This window comes from Sorangium sp. KYC3313 (genome assembly GCF_052075895.1).
Classification (GTDB): Bacteria; Myxococcota_A; Polyangia; order Polyangiales; family Polyangiaceae; genus Sorangium; species Sorangium cellulosum_B.
On the sequence record NZ_CP197255.1, the window covers coordinates 8,549,218 to 8,569,461 of the forward strand.

Annotated in this window: 14 protein-coding genes and 1 pseudogene; 3 read left to right on the forward strand and 12 right to left on the reverse strand. The window is 71.8% G+C overall.

Annotated elements, in window-relative coordinates:
* The 10 genes from ACSRUE_RS32520 to ACSRUE_RS32565 all read right to left on the reverse strand — a co-directional run bounded on the left by ACSRUE_RS32520 (window position 1) and on the right by ACSRUE_RS32565 (window position 12,834).
* Window positions 1-1,077 (reverse strand): ABC transporter ATP-binding protein, encoded by a 1,077-nt coding sequence (locus ACSRUE_RS32520; RefSeq protein WP_441286990.1) that lies wholly within the window; start codon window positions 1,075-1,077, stop codon window positions 1-3.
* A gap of 213 nt (window positions 1,078-1,290) precedes the next feature.
* Window positions 1,291-3,480, reverse strand: a complete 2,190-nt coding sequence (locus tag ACSRUE_RS32525; protein ID WP_441286991.1) for a family 1 glycosylhydrolase — start codon at window positions 3,478-3,480, stop codon at window positions 1,291-1,293.
* 2 nt (window positions 3,481-3,482) lie between these two features.
* Window positions 3,483-4,607, reverse strand: a complete 1,125-nt coding sequence (gene glf / locus ACSRUE_RS32530) for a UDP-galactopyranose mutase (protein ID WP_441286992.1) — start codon at window positions 4,605-4,607, stop codon at window positions 3,483-3,485.
* Window positions 4,600-5,748: a glycosyltransferase family 1 protein gene (locus tag ACSRUE_RS32535; RefSeq protein WP_441286993.1), complete on the reverse strand. Its 1,149-nt coding sequence runs from the start codon at window positions 5,746-5,748 to the stop codon at window positions 4,600-4,602. The genes glf and ACSRUE_RS32535 overlap by 8 nt, the downstream gene beginning before the upstream one ends.
* Before the next feature lie 128 nt (window positions 5,749-5,876).
* Window positions 5,877-6,035 (reverse strand): hypothetical protein, encoded by a 159-nt coding sequence (locus ACSRUE_RS32540; RefSeq protein WP_441286994.1) that lies wholly within the window; start codon window positions 6,033-6,035, stop codon window positions 5,877-5,879.
* Window positions 6,035-7,945, reverse strand: coding sequence for a glycoside hydrolase family 2 protein (locus tag ACSRUE_RS32545; protein ID WP_441286995.1), 1,911 nt, complete (start codon window positions 7,943-7,945; stop codon window positions 6,035-6,037). Before ACSRUE_RS32545 ends, ACSRUE_RS32540 begins: the two co-directional genes overlap by 1 nt.
* 254 nt (window positions 7,946-8,199) lie before the next feature.
* Window positions 8,200-8,385 (reverse strand): hypothetical protein, encoded by a 186-nt coding sequence (locus ACSRUE_RS32550; RefSeq protein WP_441286996.1) that lies wholly within the window; start codon window positions 8,383-8,385, stop codon window positions 8,200-8,202.
* Window positions 8,386-8,966: 581 nt separating this feature from the next.
* On the reverse strand, window positions 8,967-9,377 hold the full coding sequence (locus ACSRUE_RS32555; protein ID WP_441286997.1) for a VOC family protein: 411 nt from the start codon (window positions 9,375-9,377) through the stop codon (window positions 8,967-8,969).
* 89 nt (window positions 9,378-9,466) lie between these two features.
* Window positions 9,467-11,176, reverse strand: a complete 1,710-nt coding sequence (locus ACSRUE_RS32560) for a c-type cytochrome (protein WP_441286998.1) — start codon at window positions 11,174-11,176, stop codon at window positions 9,467-9,469.
* Between the two features lie 485 nt (window positions 11,177-11,661).
* The gene (locus ACSRUE_RS32565) at window positions 11,662-12,834 is read right to left on the reverse strand and encodes a ferritin-like domain-containing protein (RefSeq protein ID WP_441286999.1); all 1,173 of its coding nucleotides are present in this window, start codon (window positions 12,832-12,834) and stop codon (window positions 11,662-11,664) included.
* A gap of 293 nt (window positions 12,835-13,127) precedes the next feature.
* Here ACSRUE_RS32565 and ACSRUE_RS32570 point away from each other — a divergent pair, with 293 nt between their 5' ends.
* Both ACSRUE_RS32570 and ACSRUE_RS32575 read left to right on the forward strand, forming a co-directional pair.
* On the forward strand, window positions 13,128-14,933 hold the full coding sequence (locus ACSRUE_RS32570; RefSeq protein WP_441287000.1) for a hypothetical protein: 1,806 nt from the start codon (window positions 13,128-13,130) through the stop codon (window positions 14,931-14,933).
* A complete protein-coding gene (locus ACSRUE_RS32575) occupies window positions 14,930-17,152 on the forward strand; it encodes a hypothetical protein (RefSeq protein ID WP_441287001.1) in 2,223 nt (740 codons plus the stop codon). Before ACSRUE_RS32570 ends, ACSRUE_RS32575 begins: the two co-directional genes overlap by 4 nt.
* A gap of 57 nt (window positions 17,153-17,209) precedes the next feature.
* Here ACSRUE_RS32575 and ACSRUE_RS32580 read toward each other — a convergent pair whose 3' ends face one another.
* Window positions 17,210-17,785, reverse strand: coding sequence for a c-type cytochrome (locus ACSRUE_RS32580; protein ID WP_437944218.1), 576 nt, complete (start codon window positions 17,783-17,785; stop codon window positions 17,210-17,212).
* An 89-nt stretch (window positions 17,786-17,874) separates the two neighbouring features.
* Window positions 17,875-18,472, reverse strand: a pseudogene (locus tag ACSRUE_RS32585) (TauD/TfdA dioxygenase family protein).
* Between the two features lie 469 nt (window positions 18,473-18,941).
* Here ACSRUE_RS32585 and ACSRUE_RS32590 point away from each other — a divergent pair.
* Window positions 18,942-20,123 (forward strand): hypothetical protein, encoded by a 1,182-nt coding sequence (locus ACSRUE_RS32590; RefSeq protein WP_441287002.1) that lies wholly within the window; start codon window positions 18,942-18,944, stop codon window positions 20,121-20,123.
* Window positions 20,124-20,244 lie beyond the last annotated feature (121 nt).

A 20,244-nucleotide genomic window follows, 5' to 3' on the forward strand; every position in this document is an offset into this window, starting at 1 on the left:
TCAGACCCGCTCCTCCGTGCGCGGATCGAACAGGTGGACGTGCTCCGGCGCGGCGGCCAGCGCCACGCGCGCGCCGACGGCCGGCGTCGTGCCGCGATCCAGCCAGCGGCATACGATCGCGGCGTCGCCGACGCGCAGGTGGACGTACGACTCGAACCCCATCGCTTCGACGACCTCGACATCGCCCTTCACGCCGAGCGAGGCGCCGGCGGGCGCGGGGCCGAGGTGCTCGGGCCGGACGCCGGCGATCACCCGGCCCTCGCGGTGCTCCGGTGTCCTCGGCAGCGCGAGCCGCACGCTCGGCGCCGAGAGCACCGAGGTCGGGCCGTCGAGGCGGAGCTCGGCGGGGATCAGGTTCATCGGGGGGGCGCCGATGAACGTCGCGACGAAGACGCTCGCCGGCCGGTCGTAGAGCTGCTGCGGGCTGTCGTGCTGGAGGAGCGCGCCCCCGCGGAGGACGGCGATCCGCTCCCCGAGGGTGAGCGCCTCCGTCTGATCGTGGGTCACGTACACGAGCGTCGTCCCGAGGCGACGGTGCAGGCGGCGGAGCTCGGCGCGCATCGAGCTGCGCAGCGCGGCGTCGAGGTTCGAGAGCGGCTCGTCCATGAGCAGCACGCCCGGCTCGCGCACGATGGCGCGCCCGATGGCGACGCGCTGCTGCTGGCCGCCCGAGAGAGCCCGCGGCTTGCGATCGAGGAGGTGATCGATCGCCAGCGCGCGCGCCGTGGCCTCCACGCGGCGCTTCACCTCGTCGCGCGGCACGCGGCGGAGCGCGAGCGAGAACGCCATGTTCTCGAAGCACGTCATGTGCGGGTAGAGCGCGTAGCTCTGGAAGACCATGGCGACGTCGCGCTGCTTCGGAGGCACGTCGTTGACCACGCGGCCGCCGATGGAGAGCGTCCCGCCGTCGACGTCCTCGAGGCCCGCGATCATCCGGAGCGTGGTCGACTTGCCGCACCCGGAAGGCCCGACGAGCACGAGGAGCTCGCCGTCCTCGATGCGCAGCGACAGGTCCTCCACGATGGGCGCGCTCCCCTGGTAGCGCTTGTACACATGCTCGAACGCGATCGCGGCCACGCTTCCGCCTCCTCGGCGCCGCTGCTCGTGAACCGCGGCGTGGGCGAGATCAAGCTGCCGGGCGAGCGCCGCCTCCGCGTCGCCGGGCGAGCGCCCAGCCGAACGCCGGGCCGATGCTCTCGGCCAGAGCCGCGACGTCGTCACCGCGCGCGACGAGCTTCTCGGTGATCACGCTGCCAGTGTAGCCGGCCCCGCGGGTGACCAGGACGCGCGTCAGCGCCAGCTTTGTGGCCGGGGGTCACGCTCCGCGACGTAGCGCGCGAGCGCGTCGTCGAGCGATGGCAACAGGAGCCCGCGGCCGCTCCCGAGCGCGCTGTACCGCGGGCGCGGCGCGGCCAGGCCGAGCGCGTGGCTCGGGCAGCGCACGAGCCGCGCCGCGGGGACGCGCGCGAGCGCCGCGCTGCGCGAGGCGAGCTCCGCCCAGCTCGTGGCGTCCCGGTTGGCGAGGTGCCAGATGCCGCGCTCGCCGTCGATCAACAGATCGAGGGTCGCGTGCACGAGATCCGGGACGTAGGTCGGCGAGACGATCACGTCGTCGGCCGCGTGGAAGCTCCGGCCCTCGCCGAGGGCGCGCAGCGCGGCGCCGACGAAGTCCGCTTCGTCCCAGGGACAGAAGAACGCGGCGGTGCGCACCACGAGCGCCTCCGGGAGGATCGCCAGGACGTTCCACTCCGCCGTCGCCTTGCTGCGGCCGTAGACGTTGAGCGGCCGCGCGGGATCGGTCTCCACGTACGGCGAGCGCTGCGCGCCGTCGAAGACCAGATCGGCCGAGAAGGTGACGAGCCGCGCGTCACGCCGGCGACACGCGCTCGCGAGCACGGCGGGCCCCAGCGCGTTCTCGCGCTCGCAGCGGTGCGGCTCGCGCTCGGCCTCGTCGACACGCACGAACCCCGCCGTGTTGACGACGGCCCACGGGGCGAACCGATCGAGGGCGCGCTCGACCGACGCGGGATCGGCGATGTCCATCTCGTCGCGCCCGATCGAGCGATGGGGCAGGCCGCGCAGCGCGCACAGGCGCGCGAACGCGCGGCCGAGCGTCCCCTTCGCGCCGGTGATCAGGATGGGCGGGCCGGCGGCGGCGGCCTCGGGCGCGGGCGCGACGGCCGCGACCGGACCGTACGTCAGCCGCTCCGGGCGCCGCCACCAGCCCGGCGGAGTGAGCACGGGATGATCGAAGCGTACGCCGCGCGCGAGCGCGGAGACCAGCCGCGCGAGCGCCGTCGACCGCGGCTCGGGGCCGCGCACATCGAACACGCCCGGCTCGTAGTGCCCGCGCTCCTCGGTGACGAGGCAGCTCCAGTCGAAGCAGCCGAGCAGCGACCACGCGGTGACCGCGCGCACGTCCGCGCCCGCCGCGCGCGCCGCCTCTGCGGCGCGGAACGCCTCGACCAGCCAGCGGAGCTGCTCCTCGCGCGGCCCGCCGAGGTGCACCTCGCTGATCGCCACGGGCCGGCGGTAGCGATCCCAGACCTCCTGGAGCCGCGCGCGGTGCCCGTCGATGCCTCCGGCGACCGCGCGCACCGCCTCGACATCGGCATACGCGTGCTCGCCATTTCCGCCGTGCGACCAGGCGGGGTAAGCGCTCAGCCGCTCGTCGAGGAATCGCTCGCTCGTGATGTAGTAGTTGATGCCGAGGACGTCCGGCGGACATGGCTCCTCGACGAACCACGCGAGCTCGGCAGGCGAGGCGCCCCACCCGAGGAGCAGCGGAGACAGCGGGTGATCGCCGTCCACGCGCCCCGTGAGCAGATCGAAGCTGAGCCAGCGCCGGTGATTCTCGTGCTCGGCCTGGTAGGCGAGCAGCGGCGTGCTCGTCGTCTTGCCGACGTCCTCCGTCTGGATCAGCCGCGCCCGGGGGATCACCTCCCGGATGGCGCGCATGGCGAGCGCGATCGCGCGGCACTCGACGAGAAGCGCGCGCACGAACGTGCGCGGATCGCGGCCGTGCGGGTACCAATGCCCGTAGAGGCCCGAGAAGCGGGCCGTCGTGAGCGGCTCGTTCACCGGCGTCCAGTCGGTGACCCACGGATAGCGCTCGGCCGCCGCGTGGGCGAAGCGGGCGAGGCCCTCCGGGAAGCCCGGATCGACGAGGCTCGTGTAACGCGGGCCGCTGCCGTGGTGGACGAGCCCGATGATGGGCCGCACGTCGAGCGCCCGAAGCCGCTCGAGCCGCGCGTCGGCCCAGCCGAAGTCCAGGCGGTCCGGCCGATCGGGCGCCGTCCGCTCCCAGAGCACGGGCATGCGCAGCGCCTGGATCCCGAGCGCGGCGAAGTGATCGAGATCATCGAGGCGGCGCGCGTGCCCGCTCCGCTCGAGCTGGTGATGATACACGTCGCCGACGCGGTTGACCGTGCACTCCACGCCGCCCCAGATCTCGAGGAGCGCCCTCGCCTCTCCCGCCATGGTCAAGCCGCCTTGGCCGCGGCGAGCTGTCGGTTCGGCACGCCGGCCAGCTTGGCATAGAGGGTGAGCGCCTGCGCCACCACCTGGTCCATGTTGTAGTAGCGATAGGTCCCGAGCCGCCCGGCGAAGTGGACGCCGGGCGTCTCCTTGGCGAGCTCCTCGTACCTGCGGTAGAGGGCCGCGTTCTCCGGCCGCGGCACGGGGTAATACGGATCGCCCTCGCCCTTCGGGATCTCGTAAACGATGGTCGTCTTCGGGTGCACCTGGCCCGTGAGGTACTTGAACTCGGTGACCCGGGTATAGGGGTTCTCGTTCGGATAGTTGATGACCGGCGCGTCCTGGTACCTCTCCTGATCCTTGGTCTCGAAGTGGAACTCGAGGGATCGATACGGCAGCTTTCCGAAGCGATGGTCGAAGAAGGCGTCGACGGGGCCGGTGAAGATCACCTCGCGATGAGGGATCTCGCTCTGCATCTCGCGAAACGAGGCGTTGAGCAGGATCTTGATGTTCGGGTGATCGACCATCCGCTCGAACATGCGCGTGAAGCCGCGGAGCGGCATGGCCTGGTAGGTGTCGGTGAAGTACCGTTCGTCGCGATTGCTCCGCACCGGCACCCGCGCGGTCACGGCGGCGTCGAGCTCGGACGGGTCGAGTCCCCACTGCTTCCGGGTGTAGTGCTTGAAGAACTTCTCGTAGAGCTCGACGCCGACCTTGCTGACGATCACGTCCTCGCTGGTACGGATCTGCTCGCGTCGCACGGCCCGGGAGGCGAGGAACGCCTCCACCTCGGGCGCGCTCAGGCGCAGGCCGTAGAGCTGGTTGATGGTGTCGAGGTTGATGGGGATGGGGACGAGCTGCCCGTCCACCCAGGCGCGCACGCGGTGCTGGTACGGGCGCCACTCGGTGAACTGCGAGAGGTACTCGAAGACCTCCCGCGAGCTCGTGTGGAAGACGTGGGGGCCGTACCTGTGCACCAGGACGCCGGCGGCGTCGTGGTGATCGTAGGCGTTGCCGCCGATGTGGGGGCGGACATCGCAGAGCACCACCCTCTTGCCCGAGCCGCGCGCGAGCCGCTCGGCGAGCACGCAGCCGGCGAAGCCGGCGCCGACGATGAGATAGTCAAACATCGGCGCCCTGGCGCGCCGCCGGGCGCCGGCCCACCCTCAGCACGCCGTCGAGGAGCCGCTCGATCTTCGACCATGTCGCGTCCCACGATCCCTGCGCGAGCAGCGCGTCGGCCCGCGAGAGCCGCGCGGCGTGGTCCTCGGCGAGGTATGCCTCGACGGCGGCCACGAAATCGCCCGCGGTGTCCGCGATGCGCGCGAGGCCGAGCTCGCCGTAGGGCCGGACGACATCGCGGATCGACGTGGAGACGACGGGCTTGCCGCCCGCGAGGTACTCCGGCGTCTTGGTGGGGCTGATGAAGCGCGTGGCCTCGTTGCGCGCGAACGGGAGGAGCGCCACGTCCCAGCCCGCGAGGTAGGCGGGCAGCTCCTCGTAGGTCTTCTTGCCGAGATAGTGAATGTTGGGCGCGCGCGGCAGGCTCGCTGGATCGATCTTCACGACCGGACCGACGAAGACGAGGTGCCACCCGGGCCGGGCGGCGGCCACGCCGGCGATGAGATCGAGATCCATGCGCTCGTCGATGACGCCGAAGTAACCGAGCCGCGGGCCCGAGATCGTGGCCTGATCGGCGGGCGGCGCGAGCGGCCGGCGCGCCGCCGAGAAGTGGGCGATGTCGACGCTGCTCGGGAGCAGGTGCACGTTCGCGTGCAGCGCCCTCTTGGACTCGTAGAGGCTGCGCCCTCCCGTGAAGACGACGTCGGCGCGGCGGAGCAGCTCGGCCTCGTGATGCTTGAGCGCGGGCGGCGCGCCGGCGAACGCGGAGAGCTCGTCCATGCAGTCGTACACGACCGCGCTGGCCGCGAGGTGCCGCGAGAACAGGAGCGCCATCGGCGTGTAGTACCAGAGCACGTGATCGTCGATGCCGAAGCGATCGAGCATGTGGTCGACGAGATCGCGCTGCAGCGCGTGGATCCGCGCGTCGTCGAGGCCTGGCGGCAGGTGCGGCGTGACGACGCGCACGCCGTGGCGATCGACGGGCGCGGCCTCGATCCGCGGCGGCCCGTCGCTCCACACCGGCTCCTCGAAGAAGAACACGCGTCGCGTGCGCGCGCAGCGCGAGAGGAGGTGCTGCGGGCGCTGGAAGACGAAGCTCCAGCGCAGGTGCGAGAAGCAGACGACGTCCGGCCGCCGTTTCGGGCTCATGCTTGTCCTCCTCGATAGCGGCCGCGGCGCGGCTGATGTGCACGAGCGTGCCGCCCGGGAGGGGCAATACAAGGAGCGTACCTGACAGGAAGTACGTGTCACGAACAGCAGAGCTCGCGAGCGGGTGCTCACGCCATCGGGATGAGCACCCTCGGGGTGAACCCGGATCGGGCGTCGTACGCCCGCGCAACGCGCTCGGCCACGGCGCGACCGGATCCGCGCTTCGCGAGGATCACCACCGCGCCGCCGAAGCCTCCGTCCGATGTGGCGAGGCTCCGTTTGAACATCACTCCTGTCCGGCGATCACCCCGTTCGCGAGGATGCCTTCTTGGCGCGGGCCGGCGCGCTCCACGAGCTCCATCGGGTCGGGGTGCACCCGCCCGGCGGCCCGGCCGCGCGTGGCGGCGGCGATGGCGTCGATCGGGAATTTCGGCGTCCGATCGGCGTAGAGCAGCCCGTTGGCCTCCTGGTAGGTATCGGTGAGCTGCGTGTAGCAGAAGCCGGCGAGCAGCGGTGTCGCGCGCACGACGGCGAGGAGGCGCTCGTACGCCCGCTCCAGCGCCGCTGGGCTGTCGGCGGAGGTGTATCCCCACGTGCCGGGGCGGCGGAGCGCGATGCCGCCCATCTCCGAGAGCACGATCGGGTGCTCCAGCTTGCGCGACTGGCCGTCGAGCACGAGCACGCGGCCGCCGGGGCGCTCGCGCCGGAAGAGCCGCGGGCGAGACTCGCCGCCGTCGTAGCGCTGGGCGATCCGGGCCGGATCCGGATCGTAGTCATGAATACCGATGATGTCGGTGGCCACGGCCTCCCAGCCGTCGTTGCCGATCACCGGGCGCGTCGGGTCGAGCGTCTTCGTGAGGTGATAGAGCGCCTTGACCGCGTGCCGCTCGCGCGCGCTGTCCGGCAGGTTGGGCACGCCCCAGGACTCGTTGAAGGGCACCCAGGCGATGACGCACGGATGGCTGAAATCACGGCTGATCGCCTCCGTCCACTCGCGCGTCAGTCGCTCGATCGAGAGGGGCGTGAAGCGGTAAGCGCTCGGCATCTCCTCCCACACGAGCAAGCCCAGCCGATCGGCCCAGTAGAGATAGCGCGGGTCCTCGATCTTCTGGTGCTTGCGTGCGCCGTTGAACCCCATGGCGCGCGTGAGCTCGATGTCGCGCCGGAGCGCGTCGTCGTCGGGCGCGGTCATCCCGGTCTCGGGCCAGTAGCCCTGATCGAGCACCATGCGGAGCACGATGGGCCGCCCGTTGAGCAGCACGCGGTCGCCCTGCACCGCGATGGACCGGAGCGCGGTGTAGCTGCGCACGCGATCGATCGTCTCGCCGTCGCGGGTGACGAGCTCGATCTCGGCGTCGATGAGCGTGGGTGACTCCGGGCTCCAGAGCAGCTGGTTGCGCGAGTCGTCGATGCCCGGATCGGAGAGCGCGATCCGGCGGTGGACCTCGCCGAGCACGACGGCGTAGCTGTCCTCGGCGAGCAGCGCGCCGTTCGCGGTGAGGCGCAGGCGCAGCCGCAGTCCGTCCCGGCGCTCGCCGTCGATCCGGGCGTAGAAATCGAGCTCCCATCGGTCGAGGCTCGACTGCCAGCGGAGCGCCGCGATCGAGCTCGCGGGCACGCGCTCCATCCACACCGTCTGCCAGATGCCGGTCGTGCGCGGGTACCAGATGGAGTGCGGTTCGGGCTGCCAGTCCTGCTTGCCGCGCGGCTTGGCGAGGTCGAGCGGGTCGTCCTCTGCGCGCACGACGATCTCGACGGTGCGCGCCGAGCCGACGAGGTCGGTGATGTCGACGCTGAAGGGGGTGTAGCCGCCGGCGTGATGCGCCGCGCGGCTCCCCGCGATCCAGACGGTCGCGTCGTAGTCGACGGCTCCGAAGTGCAGCATCAGCCGCTCTCCATCGCGGAGCTCCGGCACCGCGACGGTGCGCCGGTACCAGACGGCGCGGAAGAGGCCGCGCGCGCATACGCTGCTCCGCGCGGTCTCCGGCGCGAAGGGGACCTCGATGAAGCCCTCCCAGCCGACGTCGGCCGGCCCGCGGAAGCGCGCCTCGGGATCGAGCGCGAAGCTCCACGTACCGTTGAGTGATTCCCACCCGGCGCGCCGGAGCTGCGGCCGCGGGTAGCCATGCGCGCGCCCGCCGGCGAGGGAGAGGTCTGCTCCGGGAGACGGCTCGACAGCGACGGACGGGTAGCTCATCCTTCGAGGTGCTTCCTTTGCTGTAGGCAGGGCAAACCTTACAGCGCCTCAGGCGTCACGCCATGGTGCCAGCGCGGGTTTTGATCCGCGTGGTGGCGCAGATTTCATCGACGCACGAACACCGGACAATAACCGTCTGTCCATGAATCCGGGAATTCCTGCGCTCCGAGCGGGCCCAGCGGCAAGCGGGCAAGTAACCTCGAGCGGTAGGCTGGATCTGACAGGGAAGCTCGTCGCCGCGAGCTGGTCGAGCCTCACTCGGCGTAGACGGCCACCGTCGCGGTGCACGAGGCGTTGCCGACGCAGCCGGCGCGGAAGGTGTAGTAATCCGAGAGCTCCGCGACGTGCGTCGTCTTCGGCATCTCGGAGCAGCCGATCGTCTCGGCGGAGTCCACCGCGACCTGCACGCCGTTGCGATCGAAGAGGCGGATGTACGACATCCCCGAGCGGCTCGCCCCGTAGAGCACCGCCGCGCAGGTGCCGAAGGAGATCGTCTCTCGAGGTTGAAATTGGCCGTGTTCACGGTGGCGTTGTTGGTCGCGCTCCGGCTGAAGGAGAAGACCGATATCGCCTCCTCCGCCTCGCCCTGCTCCTCTTCGCTGAGCGCCTCGGCCGCGCAACCGGCAGAGAGCGTCATCGTCAGGGCCGAAAGGACTCGCTCAAACTAGCCGGTGTTCATGGTCTTCCTTCGCTGCCTTTCTCTGGGGTCGCCGCAGGCGCGTGAGCGGATCTCGCGGGCGCGCGTGCGGGGGCTCGGTCCATTCCTGCGCGGGCGGAGCCCGCGGTCGCGCCAGGCGACACCACCTCGAGAGGTGTCGCGTGGCCTGCGCGGTAGCTCGATCGGATTCAGCGTACCGCCGAGCACAGCCGTAGCAAAGCCCTTGCCGGGCACGCGGAGAGCCCCTGCACCCCATTTTTGCGCGGCGCTCGACCCATCCTGGGGGGACGCGAGGCGCGCGCTGGCGCTCGGCCCCGCCAGGAGTGGAGGCTCTTCCCTCCACCTCGGCGCCGGGCGGCGCGCTCAGCCGGGCGTGGCGATCTCGTCGTAGCCGCGGCCGCTGAACTGAAGAAGGCAGACGCCGTGGCCGAAGGGATCGGCCAGGCGGAGCATGCGCCCCCACGCCGCCTCCTCGATCTCGGCTTCGGGGACAGCGCCTGCCTCCTGCGCGCGGCGCGCGGCGGCCTCGAGATCGTCGACCACGAAGTCGAGGTGGACCGGCGTCCAGTGACGCCGGTAGTCGCGCGGGGACGCACCGGCGGCTGGCTCGCTGCCGGCCGGCTTCACCAGGAGGTAGATGGGGGCCGCCGCGCCGAGCAGCTCGACCCCGGAGGCCCCCAAGCGCCGCCCGACGCGCAGGCCGAACGCGCGCGTGTAGAACGCGATGGCAGGATCGAGCGCCGGAACATCGATGTTGACGAGCAGGTCGGACATGCGATGAGTCTGCAGGGCGCGTCGCCCCCAAGCCAGGGCGCTTCGCTGCTGCTCGAGGGGGCACTCGGCGTGAACCGGGAGCGCTCGGGTCAGAGCGTCTCGAGGTAAGCGACGAGATCGTCGATCTGGGCCGGCGTGAGCGCCGAGGTGACGCCGTGCCGGTCCCCGCCGCCGCACGGGCCAAAGCGGTCGTGGAGCGTCGCGGCGCAGCCGTCGTGCATGTACGGAGCGCGCGCCGCGAGCCCGCGCAGCGAGGGCACCTGGAAGGGCTTGCCCGTGCCCACGTCGACGGTCTCGTTGTTCGTGAGCGTCTCGCCGGAATGGCACGTCGCGCACGCCAGGGTCGGGTCGTTGAAGAGCGCCTCGCCGCGCGCGACGGCGTCCTCGTCCGCCGGCTTCGACCGGGGCAGGGCATTGATCGCGTCGAGCCACGCCGCGAAGGCGTCTCTGTACTCGAGGCTCGGATCCGGACGACCCAGCCGCTTCTCGAAGACTTCCGTCATGAAGGCGCTGAAGTCCGCCAGGTTGCCGTCCCAGTTCAGCGGCGCCGTCGCGAGGACGCCGCCTGCGACGGATTGCGTACGGCGCGGTCCGATGGGATTGAAGTTCCACACGCGTCCATCCTCCTGCCCCTCCGGGTGGCAGGACGCGCAGGCGAGGGACAAGTCTCCAGCGACGCCGCCGTGGAAGAACTTGTGGGCATCGTCGCGCCGGCTCTCACCGGGAAGCTCGAGCGCGCCGAGCCTCTTGCCGCTGAGGGCCGCGAGGCGTACGAAGCGCGGCGGCTCCCGTATCTGCACGATCAGGTTCTTCTCTCCGTCGTAGCCGACCGCGATGGGCTGGCCCACGCCCTCGACAGTGAGGATGCGCTGGTCAGGGGCGAGCGAGCAGGTGTCGAGCGCGTCGTGCTGCTCCAGCGTCTTCAGCGGCGTCTCGACGATCTCGTGGTCGCCCGCCTGTACGATCGCCGCGGTGAGCCCATCCGGCGATACCGCGATATCAACCGGGAGCCGCCCCATTCCGATGCCACCCACGCCAGGTGTGGGCCGCGCAGGGTTCGACGAATGGGCCTCGCTGGGCTGCGGGCGCATGAGGGCCACCGCCGCATGGATCCAGCGCCGGTGGCAATCGTTCGTGACGTAGCCGCCGTGTACCGTGTTGCTGACGGGCGTGACGACGCCGCGCTGGTGCACCATGGCCACGCCGCCCCCGGGCAGCGGGACCGTCCTCCACGCCACCGCCGGCTCGAACTCGCGCTCGACGCCGCTGAACGTGCTCTGGATGTACGCCGGCGGCTTGAACCGCTCGGCCACGGTCCCGTCCTTCGCGACCACCAGGAGCTCGGCGGACCGGAAGCGGCTCACGAGGAGCGAGTCCCCCTCGACGACCACGTCGCGCAGGTCGCGGTCGAGGCGGAGCTCGCGGACCGGCGGGGCAGCGATGTCCGAGGAGAGCGTCACGAGCTCGCCGCCCGCGCACGCCACGTGGAGCAGGTCTGTCGCGGCGTCATAGGCAATCCCCCGGGGCGCGGGGCAAACGGGCCTGCGGTGCATCTCCCCGGTCGCGAGATCGATCGTGACCACCGCGCCCCCGCGGCGGAGCGCCACATGAACGGAGCCAGCCGGCCCCTCGGCCACGCGCCCGGGCTCGTCGTCCTTCTCCAGAGGGAGGATGGTGTCCACCTCGAAGGCGACGAGGTCGACGATGGAGATCCTGTCGCGGTCCGGATCCGCAGCAATGGCGCGCGCCTTGTCGGCGGTCACGAGGAGCGTCCCGCCGCTGATCGGAGGAGGCGGCACCGCGGAGAACTTCGGGCCCAGATCTGGCTTCTGGGGCCCCGTGGGCGGTGCGTTCTCATCCCAGGGGAGTTCGTTATAGCCGTCGAGCACCCTGCACCCGGCGATAGCCGCAATTATGGCGACGAGCGTGGTGAGCCCCGCTCCGGATAGATTTTTCATTGCGCCTCCTGCGACCGGCGCGGCTGTGCAAGAAGGCTGCCGGGTTCGTGGGGCGAGCCTCTGACGACAACACCTCTCCTCGAAATGAGCGAGATCGCTGCGGGCGTGCCGAGCTCAGGGGGCGCATCCCTGCAGCAGGATCCGCAGTTGCCGCCCAGGGCACAGCCTTCCGGCTGCCGGAATCCTGCCGGAAGACGCAAAATGTATACGCTGAAACGGCGAGGTGTTGCCGCCGTTCCACACGCGGCGTTCAGGCCGGCAGCTCGTCCTTCATGGCGGACAGGGAGCGTATCGCGTGGCCAAGGCGACCGGAAGGGCCCCTCCCCTCAAGCCATCATCGCGCTCTGGGCCGCTCCGTCCGGGCGCCCCGCCAGCAGCAACCTCGACGCCGGCCGCACGATCTCCTCGATCGCGCGCGCAGCCGCCTCGCCGCGCGCCGCGGCGCCGAACCGCCCGTGCGCCGCGAGCTGCGCGCCTCCCGCGCTGTCGCCTCCCCCGAGCTCCGCGCGCCCGAGCCCCGCGAACACCTCTTCCACCGCCGCGCGCACCCGCTCGCCGCCCGCGCGGACCGCCCACGCCACCGTGCCCCACGCGAGCTCCGCGTGCCGCGCCTCGTCCGCCGCGATGATGGCGAGCGCGCTCCGCACCGCCGGGTCCTCCGCGGCGCCGAGCTCCTCGGCCGCGACCACCGCCGCGATGGTCTCTCCGATGCACCCCTCCTTCGCGGCACGCGCCGCGATCGACGCGAGATCTGCCTCGACCTCCACCCGCCCGTCGAAGGGAAACGCGCCCGGCGCGATCGCCTCGCCCGCATAGGCGCTCGCGAGGGCAAAGCAGAGGCGCGCGTGGCGGGCCTCGTCGAGCGCCGCGCGGTGCGCCTCCTCCACGAGATCGGCCGGCGCGCCCGCGGCGAGCAGCTCGAGCGCGAAGCGGCCGAACGAGGCCACGGACGCGTGCTCGAAGAGCGCGTCGCGCGTCCACGCCGCGGCCAGCGCCGCCCGCAGATCCGCGCTGAGATGATCGATCCGCGGCGCGACGGCCTCCGCCGCGCCCCACCCGGCGCTGCCGCGGGCGCGGACGAACGGCGCTGTCCGCGCCGCCTCCTCGACGAGGTACGGGCGCCCCTCGCACATCGGGATGAAGTACGCCTGATAGCAGCACTGGCCGTCCTGCAAGGCTCCATCGCTCTTGACGCTGTGCGATCCGAAGCCGGACTGATTGAGGATCTCCTGCGCCTCCGGCCGCGAGGGGCACGCGACAGGCTCGCTCCCGCCGGCACCTCCGCCGCCCCCGGCTCCCCCCTCGCCGCCGGCATCTCCGATGTCGCTCGCATCGTCCTGCGGCCACGCGAAGCAGGCCACCTTGGAGACGGGCTCGGGATCCTCGGGACAGCTGCTATAGGTAGTGGTGCAGCCGGCCGCGCCCGCCGCAGCGGGGAGCGCGAGCAGGGCGAAGAGGCGATGGGCGAGCGTGCGGCGGAAGGCATGTGCGGTGTTCATCGGGGACCTCGTGGATGAAGAGCAGGTCTGGACGCGCTTGCACGGCGCATGCCTCCCCCGAATTCAGGTCAACTTCGAGCTCCCGCGCCGGCAGAGTATGGTCGGGCAGTCATGGGGGAGGCGGGCCCGAAGGCGGGGCCCCTCCTGAAGCAGGCCCCTCCACTCCTGTTCATGCAGCGTCGCCAGACTGGCGGGGAGAGCCGCGGACTCCCGGGCAACCTGGCCAGCTCCCTTCGCCCACGCCACGCTCACGCAGCTTTACGCCCTCTCGCGGATAGGGCACGTCCCTTTCCATGGAGGAGCCTCGAACCCCGACCGACGCGCAGCCCCCCGCCCCCGAGGCCGAACCGCCGGAGTCGCTCGAGGCGCTCGTGCCGAAGCGCAGGCTCTGGCCGGTCTTCGCGGTGCTCGGCCTCGTGATCGCGGCGGCGGGCCTCCTCGCCTTCCGTTCGATGACGGCGACCGATCCGCTGCGCATCCTCGTGGCGATCGATCTCGACGGGACCTGGTGGGAGGGGTCGCAGCCCGCGGCGAGGCTCGCCGACGAGCTCGGCGAGCACCTCGCGGAGCTCGGGTTCGATCCCGTGAAGGGCGGCGACCCGAAGGTGATGAAGGCGCTCGAGAGCGCCAAGGACCCGAAGGAGGCCGCGAAGGCGCTCGGCGCCGGCTTCATCATCGAGGCGCGCCTCGCGCCCGAGATCGTGGAGCACCCCGTCAAGGAGGGGTATTTCGAGCTCCGGGTCGACGCGCCGGTGACGCTCACGTTCCTCGACAAGGGCACGTCGACCGAGCGACGGATCGGCGGCTACTCCGGGGCGACGAAGAAGGACCGCGCGATGGCGCTGCTCGCGAACTCCATGGCTTCCCAGGCGCTCGACGCGGTGATCGCGCAGCTCATGGACCACCCCTCGGTGCGCGAGATCACGGAGGGATCGGACATCAAGCTGCTGGAGCGGCTGGCGTCGGCGCGCAGGTTCGTGAAGGACCGCGCCGCGAACCTCGACCGGGCCGCCGGCGCGTACGCCGCCCGCGCGAAGGAGATCGAGGCCGAGGAGCAGGGGCGCGTGACCTTCCTGTCGCCCCAGGCGGCGGAGGACCTGCTCGTGGGCACGGCCGAGGGCGGCTATTTCGTCAAGACGGCCGATGTCTCGGTGTTCCACTCGGTGAGGTCCAGGGACCTCGCCCGCAGCGAGGCGCTGGAGACGGTCGAGTGGCGGCCGCTCGATCGGCCGGCCGTCCCGACGACGGATCCCGGCGCGGTCAAGCCGATGTGGAGGGGTTATCACGTGTACTCGTATCCGTCGTCGCAGGGCGACGGCGACCGGGTCGCGCTGGTGGAGGACTTCTTCGGCTGGGCGAAGACGATCACGGTCGTCGACCGATCCGGGCAGAGCAAGCGCGTGCGCGTCGATCCGGAGCACCGCTTCGTCGACCCGAAGCTCGCCCCCGGCGGCAGGTTCGTGGCGGTCTACGATCGCCCGGAGGCGGGCGCGCAGGCCGATCTGATGGTGCTCGACACCGACGGCGGCAAGGAGGTGTTCGGCCTCCACACCGAGAATGAGTCGCTCGGCGGGTTCGCGTGGCTCGACGAGACGAGGCTCGCGTTCGTCTACGTGCCCGACGCGTCGGAGGGCGACGCGCCGCACCTCGCGGTGGTCGACGTGGGCAAGCAGCCGCTGTCGATCGAGCGCCCGTTCCGCGCGAAGCCCGGGGAGGACCTGCGCAACCCGGCGGCATCGAGCGACGGGACGAAGATCGTGTGCGTCGTCGACGGCGACGAGCCGGGGATCGCGGTCATCGACACGGCGACGTGGCGCCGGAAGGTGTACGCGGCCCCGAACGGGGCTTCGTGGCCCGCGTTCTCGCCCGACGCCGCGCGCGTCGCGTTCGAGACGCGGGGCGCGGGCGGTACGGACATCGCGGTGCTGGCGCTCTCCACGGGCGAGATCAAGAAGCTGACGGTGAGCTCCGCGACGGAGCGGGTGCCGCGGTTCTCCGCCGATGGGAAGCGCGTGCTGTTCGAGGTGCGGTACCGCGACCCGGTGTTCCCGCAGAAGCGGTCGATCTCGCGCATCGCGAGCGCGGCGGTCGAGCCGTGAGCGCGCCCCTCCTCCCTCCGCAGCACGGCGCCGGCGCCCCGCCGCCGGACGCCGCCGCTCCTCCCGACGAGGAGAGCGCCGCGACCGCGATGTTCTACCGCATGTCGGCCGAGCGCCTCCGCGCGCGCTGCCTGTGGAGCGGCCTCGCGCTCGCGCTGTCGGCGCTGGTGCCGTACGAGGTCGCCTACGGCCACGGGATCTTCGTGTGGAGCGTGCTCCCCGAGCTCGCGCCCGCCGCCCAGGTCGCCGCGCTCGCGCCCGCGCTCGCCGGCCTGTGGCTGCTCTTCCTCGGCGCGCGCACCGAGCGGCGCGCGGGCCTGCTCGTCGAGCGGCCGACGTCGCGCGCCATCGCCGTGCTCGCCGCGTTCGTGGCCGTGAACGTCGCCATGTGGATCGGCCGCCGGAGCTCGGCGTGGGACATGCTGCCGCTGCCGGACAGCCTGGTGACGCGGCCGGCCCCGTTCCTCGCGGTCTTCGCGTTCACCGCGGCGGGCGTGGTGCTGCGCTTCCACGCGCGGACGCGCAGGGGCGGCAGCGCGCTGCTCATCGCGTCGCTCGCCGCGGCGCTCGTCTTCTACTTCTGGCCGTCCCGCGGCGAGATCCCCGCGCAGACGATCGCGCGCGCGGCCGTGCTCGTTGCGACGCTGCCCGACGTCCGCTTCCAGCTCGGCTACGGCATGGTCCTGCTCTTCGTGCTCGGCCCGCTCGCGATCGCCCTGCTGGGGCTCGCGTACGCGCGCAGCGTGCCCCGGCGCGAGCACCCGGGCCTCGCCATCGCGGCCGTGTGGGCCATGCCCGGCCTCATGCTGCTCTTCGTGTACCGCGCGTTCCTCTCGGGCGGCTGGGGCGTCGAGGCGGGCACCGTCGCCTTCTTCGCGCTCCTGCTCGCCGCGGTCGTGGCGGCGCTCGCCTCCGCGATCGAGGTGCTCGCGCTCGGCGTGATGGTGCCCGAAGCCGAGCTGGAGCCAGGCATCGGGGCCAGCGCGGGCGGCGCCCGGCCGATCGTCGCGGCAGGCGCGGCCGCGGCCTCGGTCGCCGCGCTGCTGGGCGCCCTGCTCGTGCTCGGCCGCCCCGCGCCGAAGGGCGTCGACTGGAGGCTCGGCGCGTCCACGGCCGAATGGGACAGGGTGTACGGCGAGCTCTTGCCGAGCTGGGAGCGCGCGCGCATCGCCCGCGACGCGCACGCGCGCAGCGGACGCGCGCAGGGCACGGGCGCGGAGGCGCAGGTGCTGACCAGGGCGCGCAGCCGCGAGATGCTCGCGGTCGCCAGGGCGCAGCCCGACGGGAAGGACGTCTCCGCGGCGCTCGCGACGCTGGCCGCTCAGGTGGACGATCTCGAGCTCTCCGGCCGCGCGTTCGGCCGGCTCGTCGCCGAAACCAACGACGCGGCGCGACGCGCCGGGCTCGGGTACTACCTCGACGCGGCCGTCAATCTCAGTGTCTCGGCCGACGGCGCCGCGCGGCGCTTCTACACCACGCCTTACCGGGTCAAGGAGGTCCACGCCTACCGCGTCGGCGACGAGCGCTTCGCGACGCTCCTCGTGGAGCCGATGACGGACGAGCGCCGTGTCCACCTCGGCTTCTCGCGCGACCAGGATCCCTTCGCGCTCGTCCTCGACTCCGAGGTCCGGTCCTATGCCGAGCGGTTCGACCACGAGGGCGCGACGTGTTACGCGGCGGCGGACGGCGCGGCCGGCGCTCACGCCGGCGCTCACGCCGGCGCCCTCGCGCGCTGCGACGCCGCGCTCGCGAAGCTGCGCGAGCGCCTGGGCTCCACGCTCGCGCGGGCCGTGCTCGCCGGCACCGAGCGGCACGAGCTCCAGCACCAGATCGACGGCCCTCACCTGCCCCTCTCGCCCGCGGTGACCGAGCTGCTCGCCGGCTTCTCCGACGAGGCGCAGGACCGCGTGAGCCGCGAGCTCTCCGCGTACATCGCCGAGATGACGGCCGGCGACGCGCCGCCGCAGCTCACGCTCGTGCACCTGTTCCCCTTCGGCGTCGTGGCGCGCGGCGGCGCCGAGCACCGGGTGGCCACGCTCGTCCTCGAGACGCTCTCCGGGAAGAAGCTGCGCTTCGGTGCGCGGGAGGTCGATCCCGAGACGTACGCGCAGGCGTTCGAGGAGCAGGTCAGCCGCGGCGACGACGAGCTGCGCGAGGCCGCGCGGCGGGGCTACCGCGAGCACTTCGGGGTGGACCTGCAGGAGCCCTTGCGGGAGTGACCGCCCCCCTCGCCTGCAAGCGCCGCCGCGGCAGCCAGCCCCGCTCGCCTGCACGCCTCAGGGCAGGACGCGCGTCTCCCGCGCCGCCGACAGCGCCGCGCCGCCGGCCCACGGCTCCACCCGGTCTCCCAGCGAGGCGCGCACCTTCGCGACCTCGTCCCGCGTGATGGCGGGCGCGCTGTTCCCCCAGCTCGACCGGACGTAGGTGAGCACCAGCGCGACGTCCTCGTCCGACAGCGTGACGCCGAGGTTCGGCATCACGTCGTTGTAGAGCGCGCCGTTCACCTCCATAGGGCCGGCGGCGCCGAGCAGCGTGATCCGGATCGGCGTCTCCTTGTCCTCGAGCAGCCATGACGAGCCGGTGAGGGGCGGATAGCGGCCCGGCTTCCCCTCCCCCCTGGCCTGGTGACAGTTGGCGCACGAGCGATAATAGATCTTGCCGCCCTGGGCGAGGTCCTCGTCCGGGACGCCGGAGGCCGCCACGCCGCCCGTCGGCGCCCGGGCGTCCAGCTTCCGGAGGACCATCCACGGCAGCGCGAGCACGCCGAACGCCACGATCAGCATGATCACCACGACGTGCGCCGTGCTCTGCGCTCCGTCTCGAGCGTCGTCGCGCTTGCTTGTTGGACCCACGGGGTGCTCCTCCGCCGCAGGTGAAGCGCACACGTCCGCGGCCGTCAAGGATCCCCTGACGCCCGCGGACGCGCCTCGGCTCGGCGCGACTACGCGGTCGCCGCAGCGACGGCGACCCCGGCGCCCTCGCTCCTCGCGGCGGCGGCGCGCGGCGCCCTCTTGCGGGTGACGCTGCGCCGGCCGTCGACGCTGACGGGCGCGTCCCCGTCCACCGTCACGCGGCGCACCACGCGGACCTGATCGCCGTAGTCGTTGATCGCGTAGTGCTGCGTGGCGCGGTTGTCCCAGACCGCCACGTCGCCTGCGGCCCAGCGCCAGCGGACGGTATTCTCGAGGCGCGTGACGTGCTCCTGGAGCACCTGGAAGAGGTGCGCCGAGTCGTGGGACGAGACGCCGAGCAGCCGCTTGACGAAGTGGCCGAGCACGAGCGACCGCTCCCCGGTCTCCGGGGTGCGCGACAGGCTTGGCGCCGAACAGCGTGGTGAGCGCCTCCTGCGAGCCGTCGTCGAGGTGATGCTGGCCCCTGAAGAAGATGACCTTGTATCGCAGCCAGGCTTTCCGGATCTCGCTCACGGTCGCGGCGTCGAGATCGCCGCTGAGGCGCACGCCGCGCACCTCCGCGCCGATCCGGCCGGCGACGGGGACGATCTCGAGGACGTTGTTGCTCTGGTTCTGTGTAGCGCTCATGCGGAGTTCTCCTCGTGGCAGAGAAAAGCGATAAAGATGCTGGCGCGCCAGGTGCTGCGTCACGAGCACGCGGTCAGCAGCGCCTGCTGCCGAGGCCGCACCGCGCCCGCCGCGACCGCGCGAGCATGGCGCCGGAGCGGCGCAAGAGCGCGGTGGACAGGCCCTGCCGGGTGTCCAGGCCGTGAGCGATCCAGCGCGGGACACGCGGTGTACAGCAAGAGTGGACCATTCGATAGGTTCACCTTTTCTTCAGCGGGCGCCCTGCCCTCATCGGGCTCTGTCGGCCCTACCGCTTCTGTCCGGCCGATCGTCGATTGATCGACGTTCACATCCCTGCAAAGCAGACGACCGGTGACCGGATGAAGCGCGCGGCGCGCGGGCGATGCGCGACGCGGCATGGCGAAGGCGTGACTCCACGCTCCCAAGCGCTCCTCTCCTGTGGCAGACTGGGCGCATGCTTTTTCATGTCGTGAGGAACGGTTCACTCGTCGGCGCGCTGCTGCTCGCGGCGGGATGCAGCTCGGGCGGCGGGCAGGCGCAGCCCGAGGGCGAAGGGGGGTCAAGCGCCACGGTGGGCAGCGGCGGATCGGGCGCGCAAACGAGCGGCGCGGGGGGCGCGGGGGGCGCGGGGGGCGCGGGCTGCGCAGAGTTCGCGATGCCCGCCGACGTGGACTGCGCTGCGCCGCTCGACGGCGTGCTGCCGGTGGACCTGCGCTGTACGGGGCTCTACGGGGACTTCGATCGGCGCGAGCTCGCGTGCGGTGTGCTCGAGTACAAGCCTGCCGTGGAGCTCTGGAGCGACGGCGCCAGGAAGCGGCGCTTCGTGTCGATCCCGAAGGGGCAGCAGGTGGACACGAGCAATCCGGACGCGTTCATCTACCCCGAGGGGACGCAGTTCTGGAAGGAGTTCAGCGTGACGGGCGCGGGCGGCGCGCAGCGCCTCGCGGAGACTCGCCTCCTGCGCAAGATGGCCGCCGGCTGGGTCTACACGAGCTATGTGTGGTCCGAGGACGAGAAGCAGGCGATCCAGATGCAGAACGACTTCGGCGTGACCGATCTCTACGGCACCGGCCACACGGTGCCGAACCGCGATCAGTGCAAGGAGTGCCACGTCGGACGCGCCGATTACGTCCTCGGCTGGGACGCGCTGATGCTCGGCTCTGGCGCCCAGGGGATCTCGGCCGAGACGCTGGTCGAGCTCGGCGTGATCGCGGACGCGAGCAATCTCGCCCTCACGATTCCTGGCAATGAGGTGGAGCGCCAGGCGCTCGGCTACCTGCACGCCAACTGCGGCGTGAGCTGTCACAACGACCTGCCCGAGGCGGCGGCTCACGATACGGGCCTGTACCTGCGGCTCGAGGCGAGCGAGCTCGGCGACGTGATGGCCACGGACGCCGCCCGGACGGCCATCAACAAGCGCCCCGCGGAAAACGCGAAGTACGAGGGGCTGCCGAACCCCGACCCCGCCAACTGGTACGACATCCGGCCGGGGGACCCGTCGCGCAGCTTGCTTGTCGCCCGTCAGGTGCTCCGCGGCTTCGAAGGGCAGATGCCGCGCATCGGGACACACAAGGTCGACGAGACGGGCGTGGAGGTGGTCTCGCGCTGGATCCAGGAGATGAAGGAAACCTACCCGCCGCCCGGACCCTAGAATAGCGATCACGTTGATCGAGCGAGGAATAAACCGCCAAGCGCGCCAAGGACGCCAAGAACAAACCAGAATCTTGGCGTCCTTGGCGCGCTTGGCGGTTCAAACTCCTGTGCTACCCCTC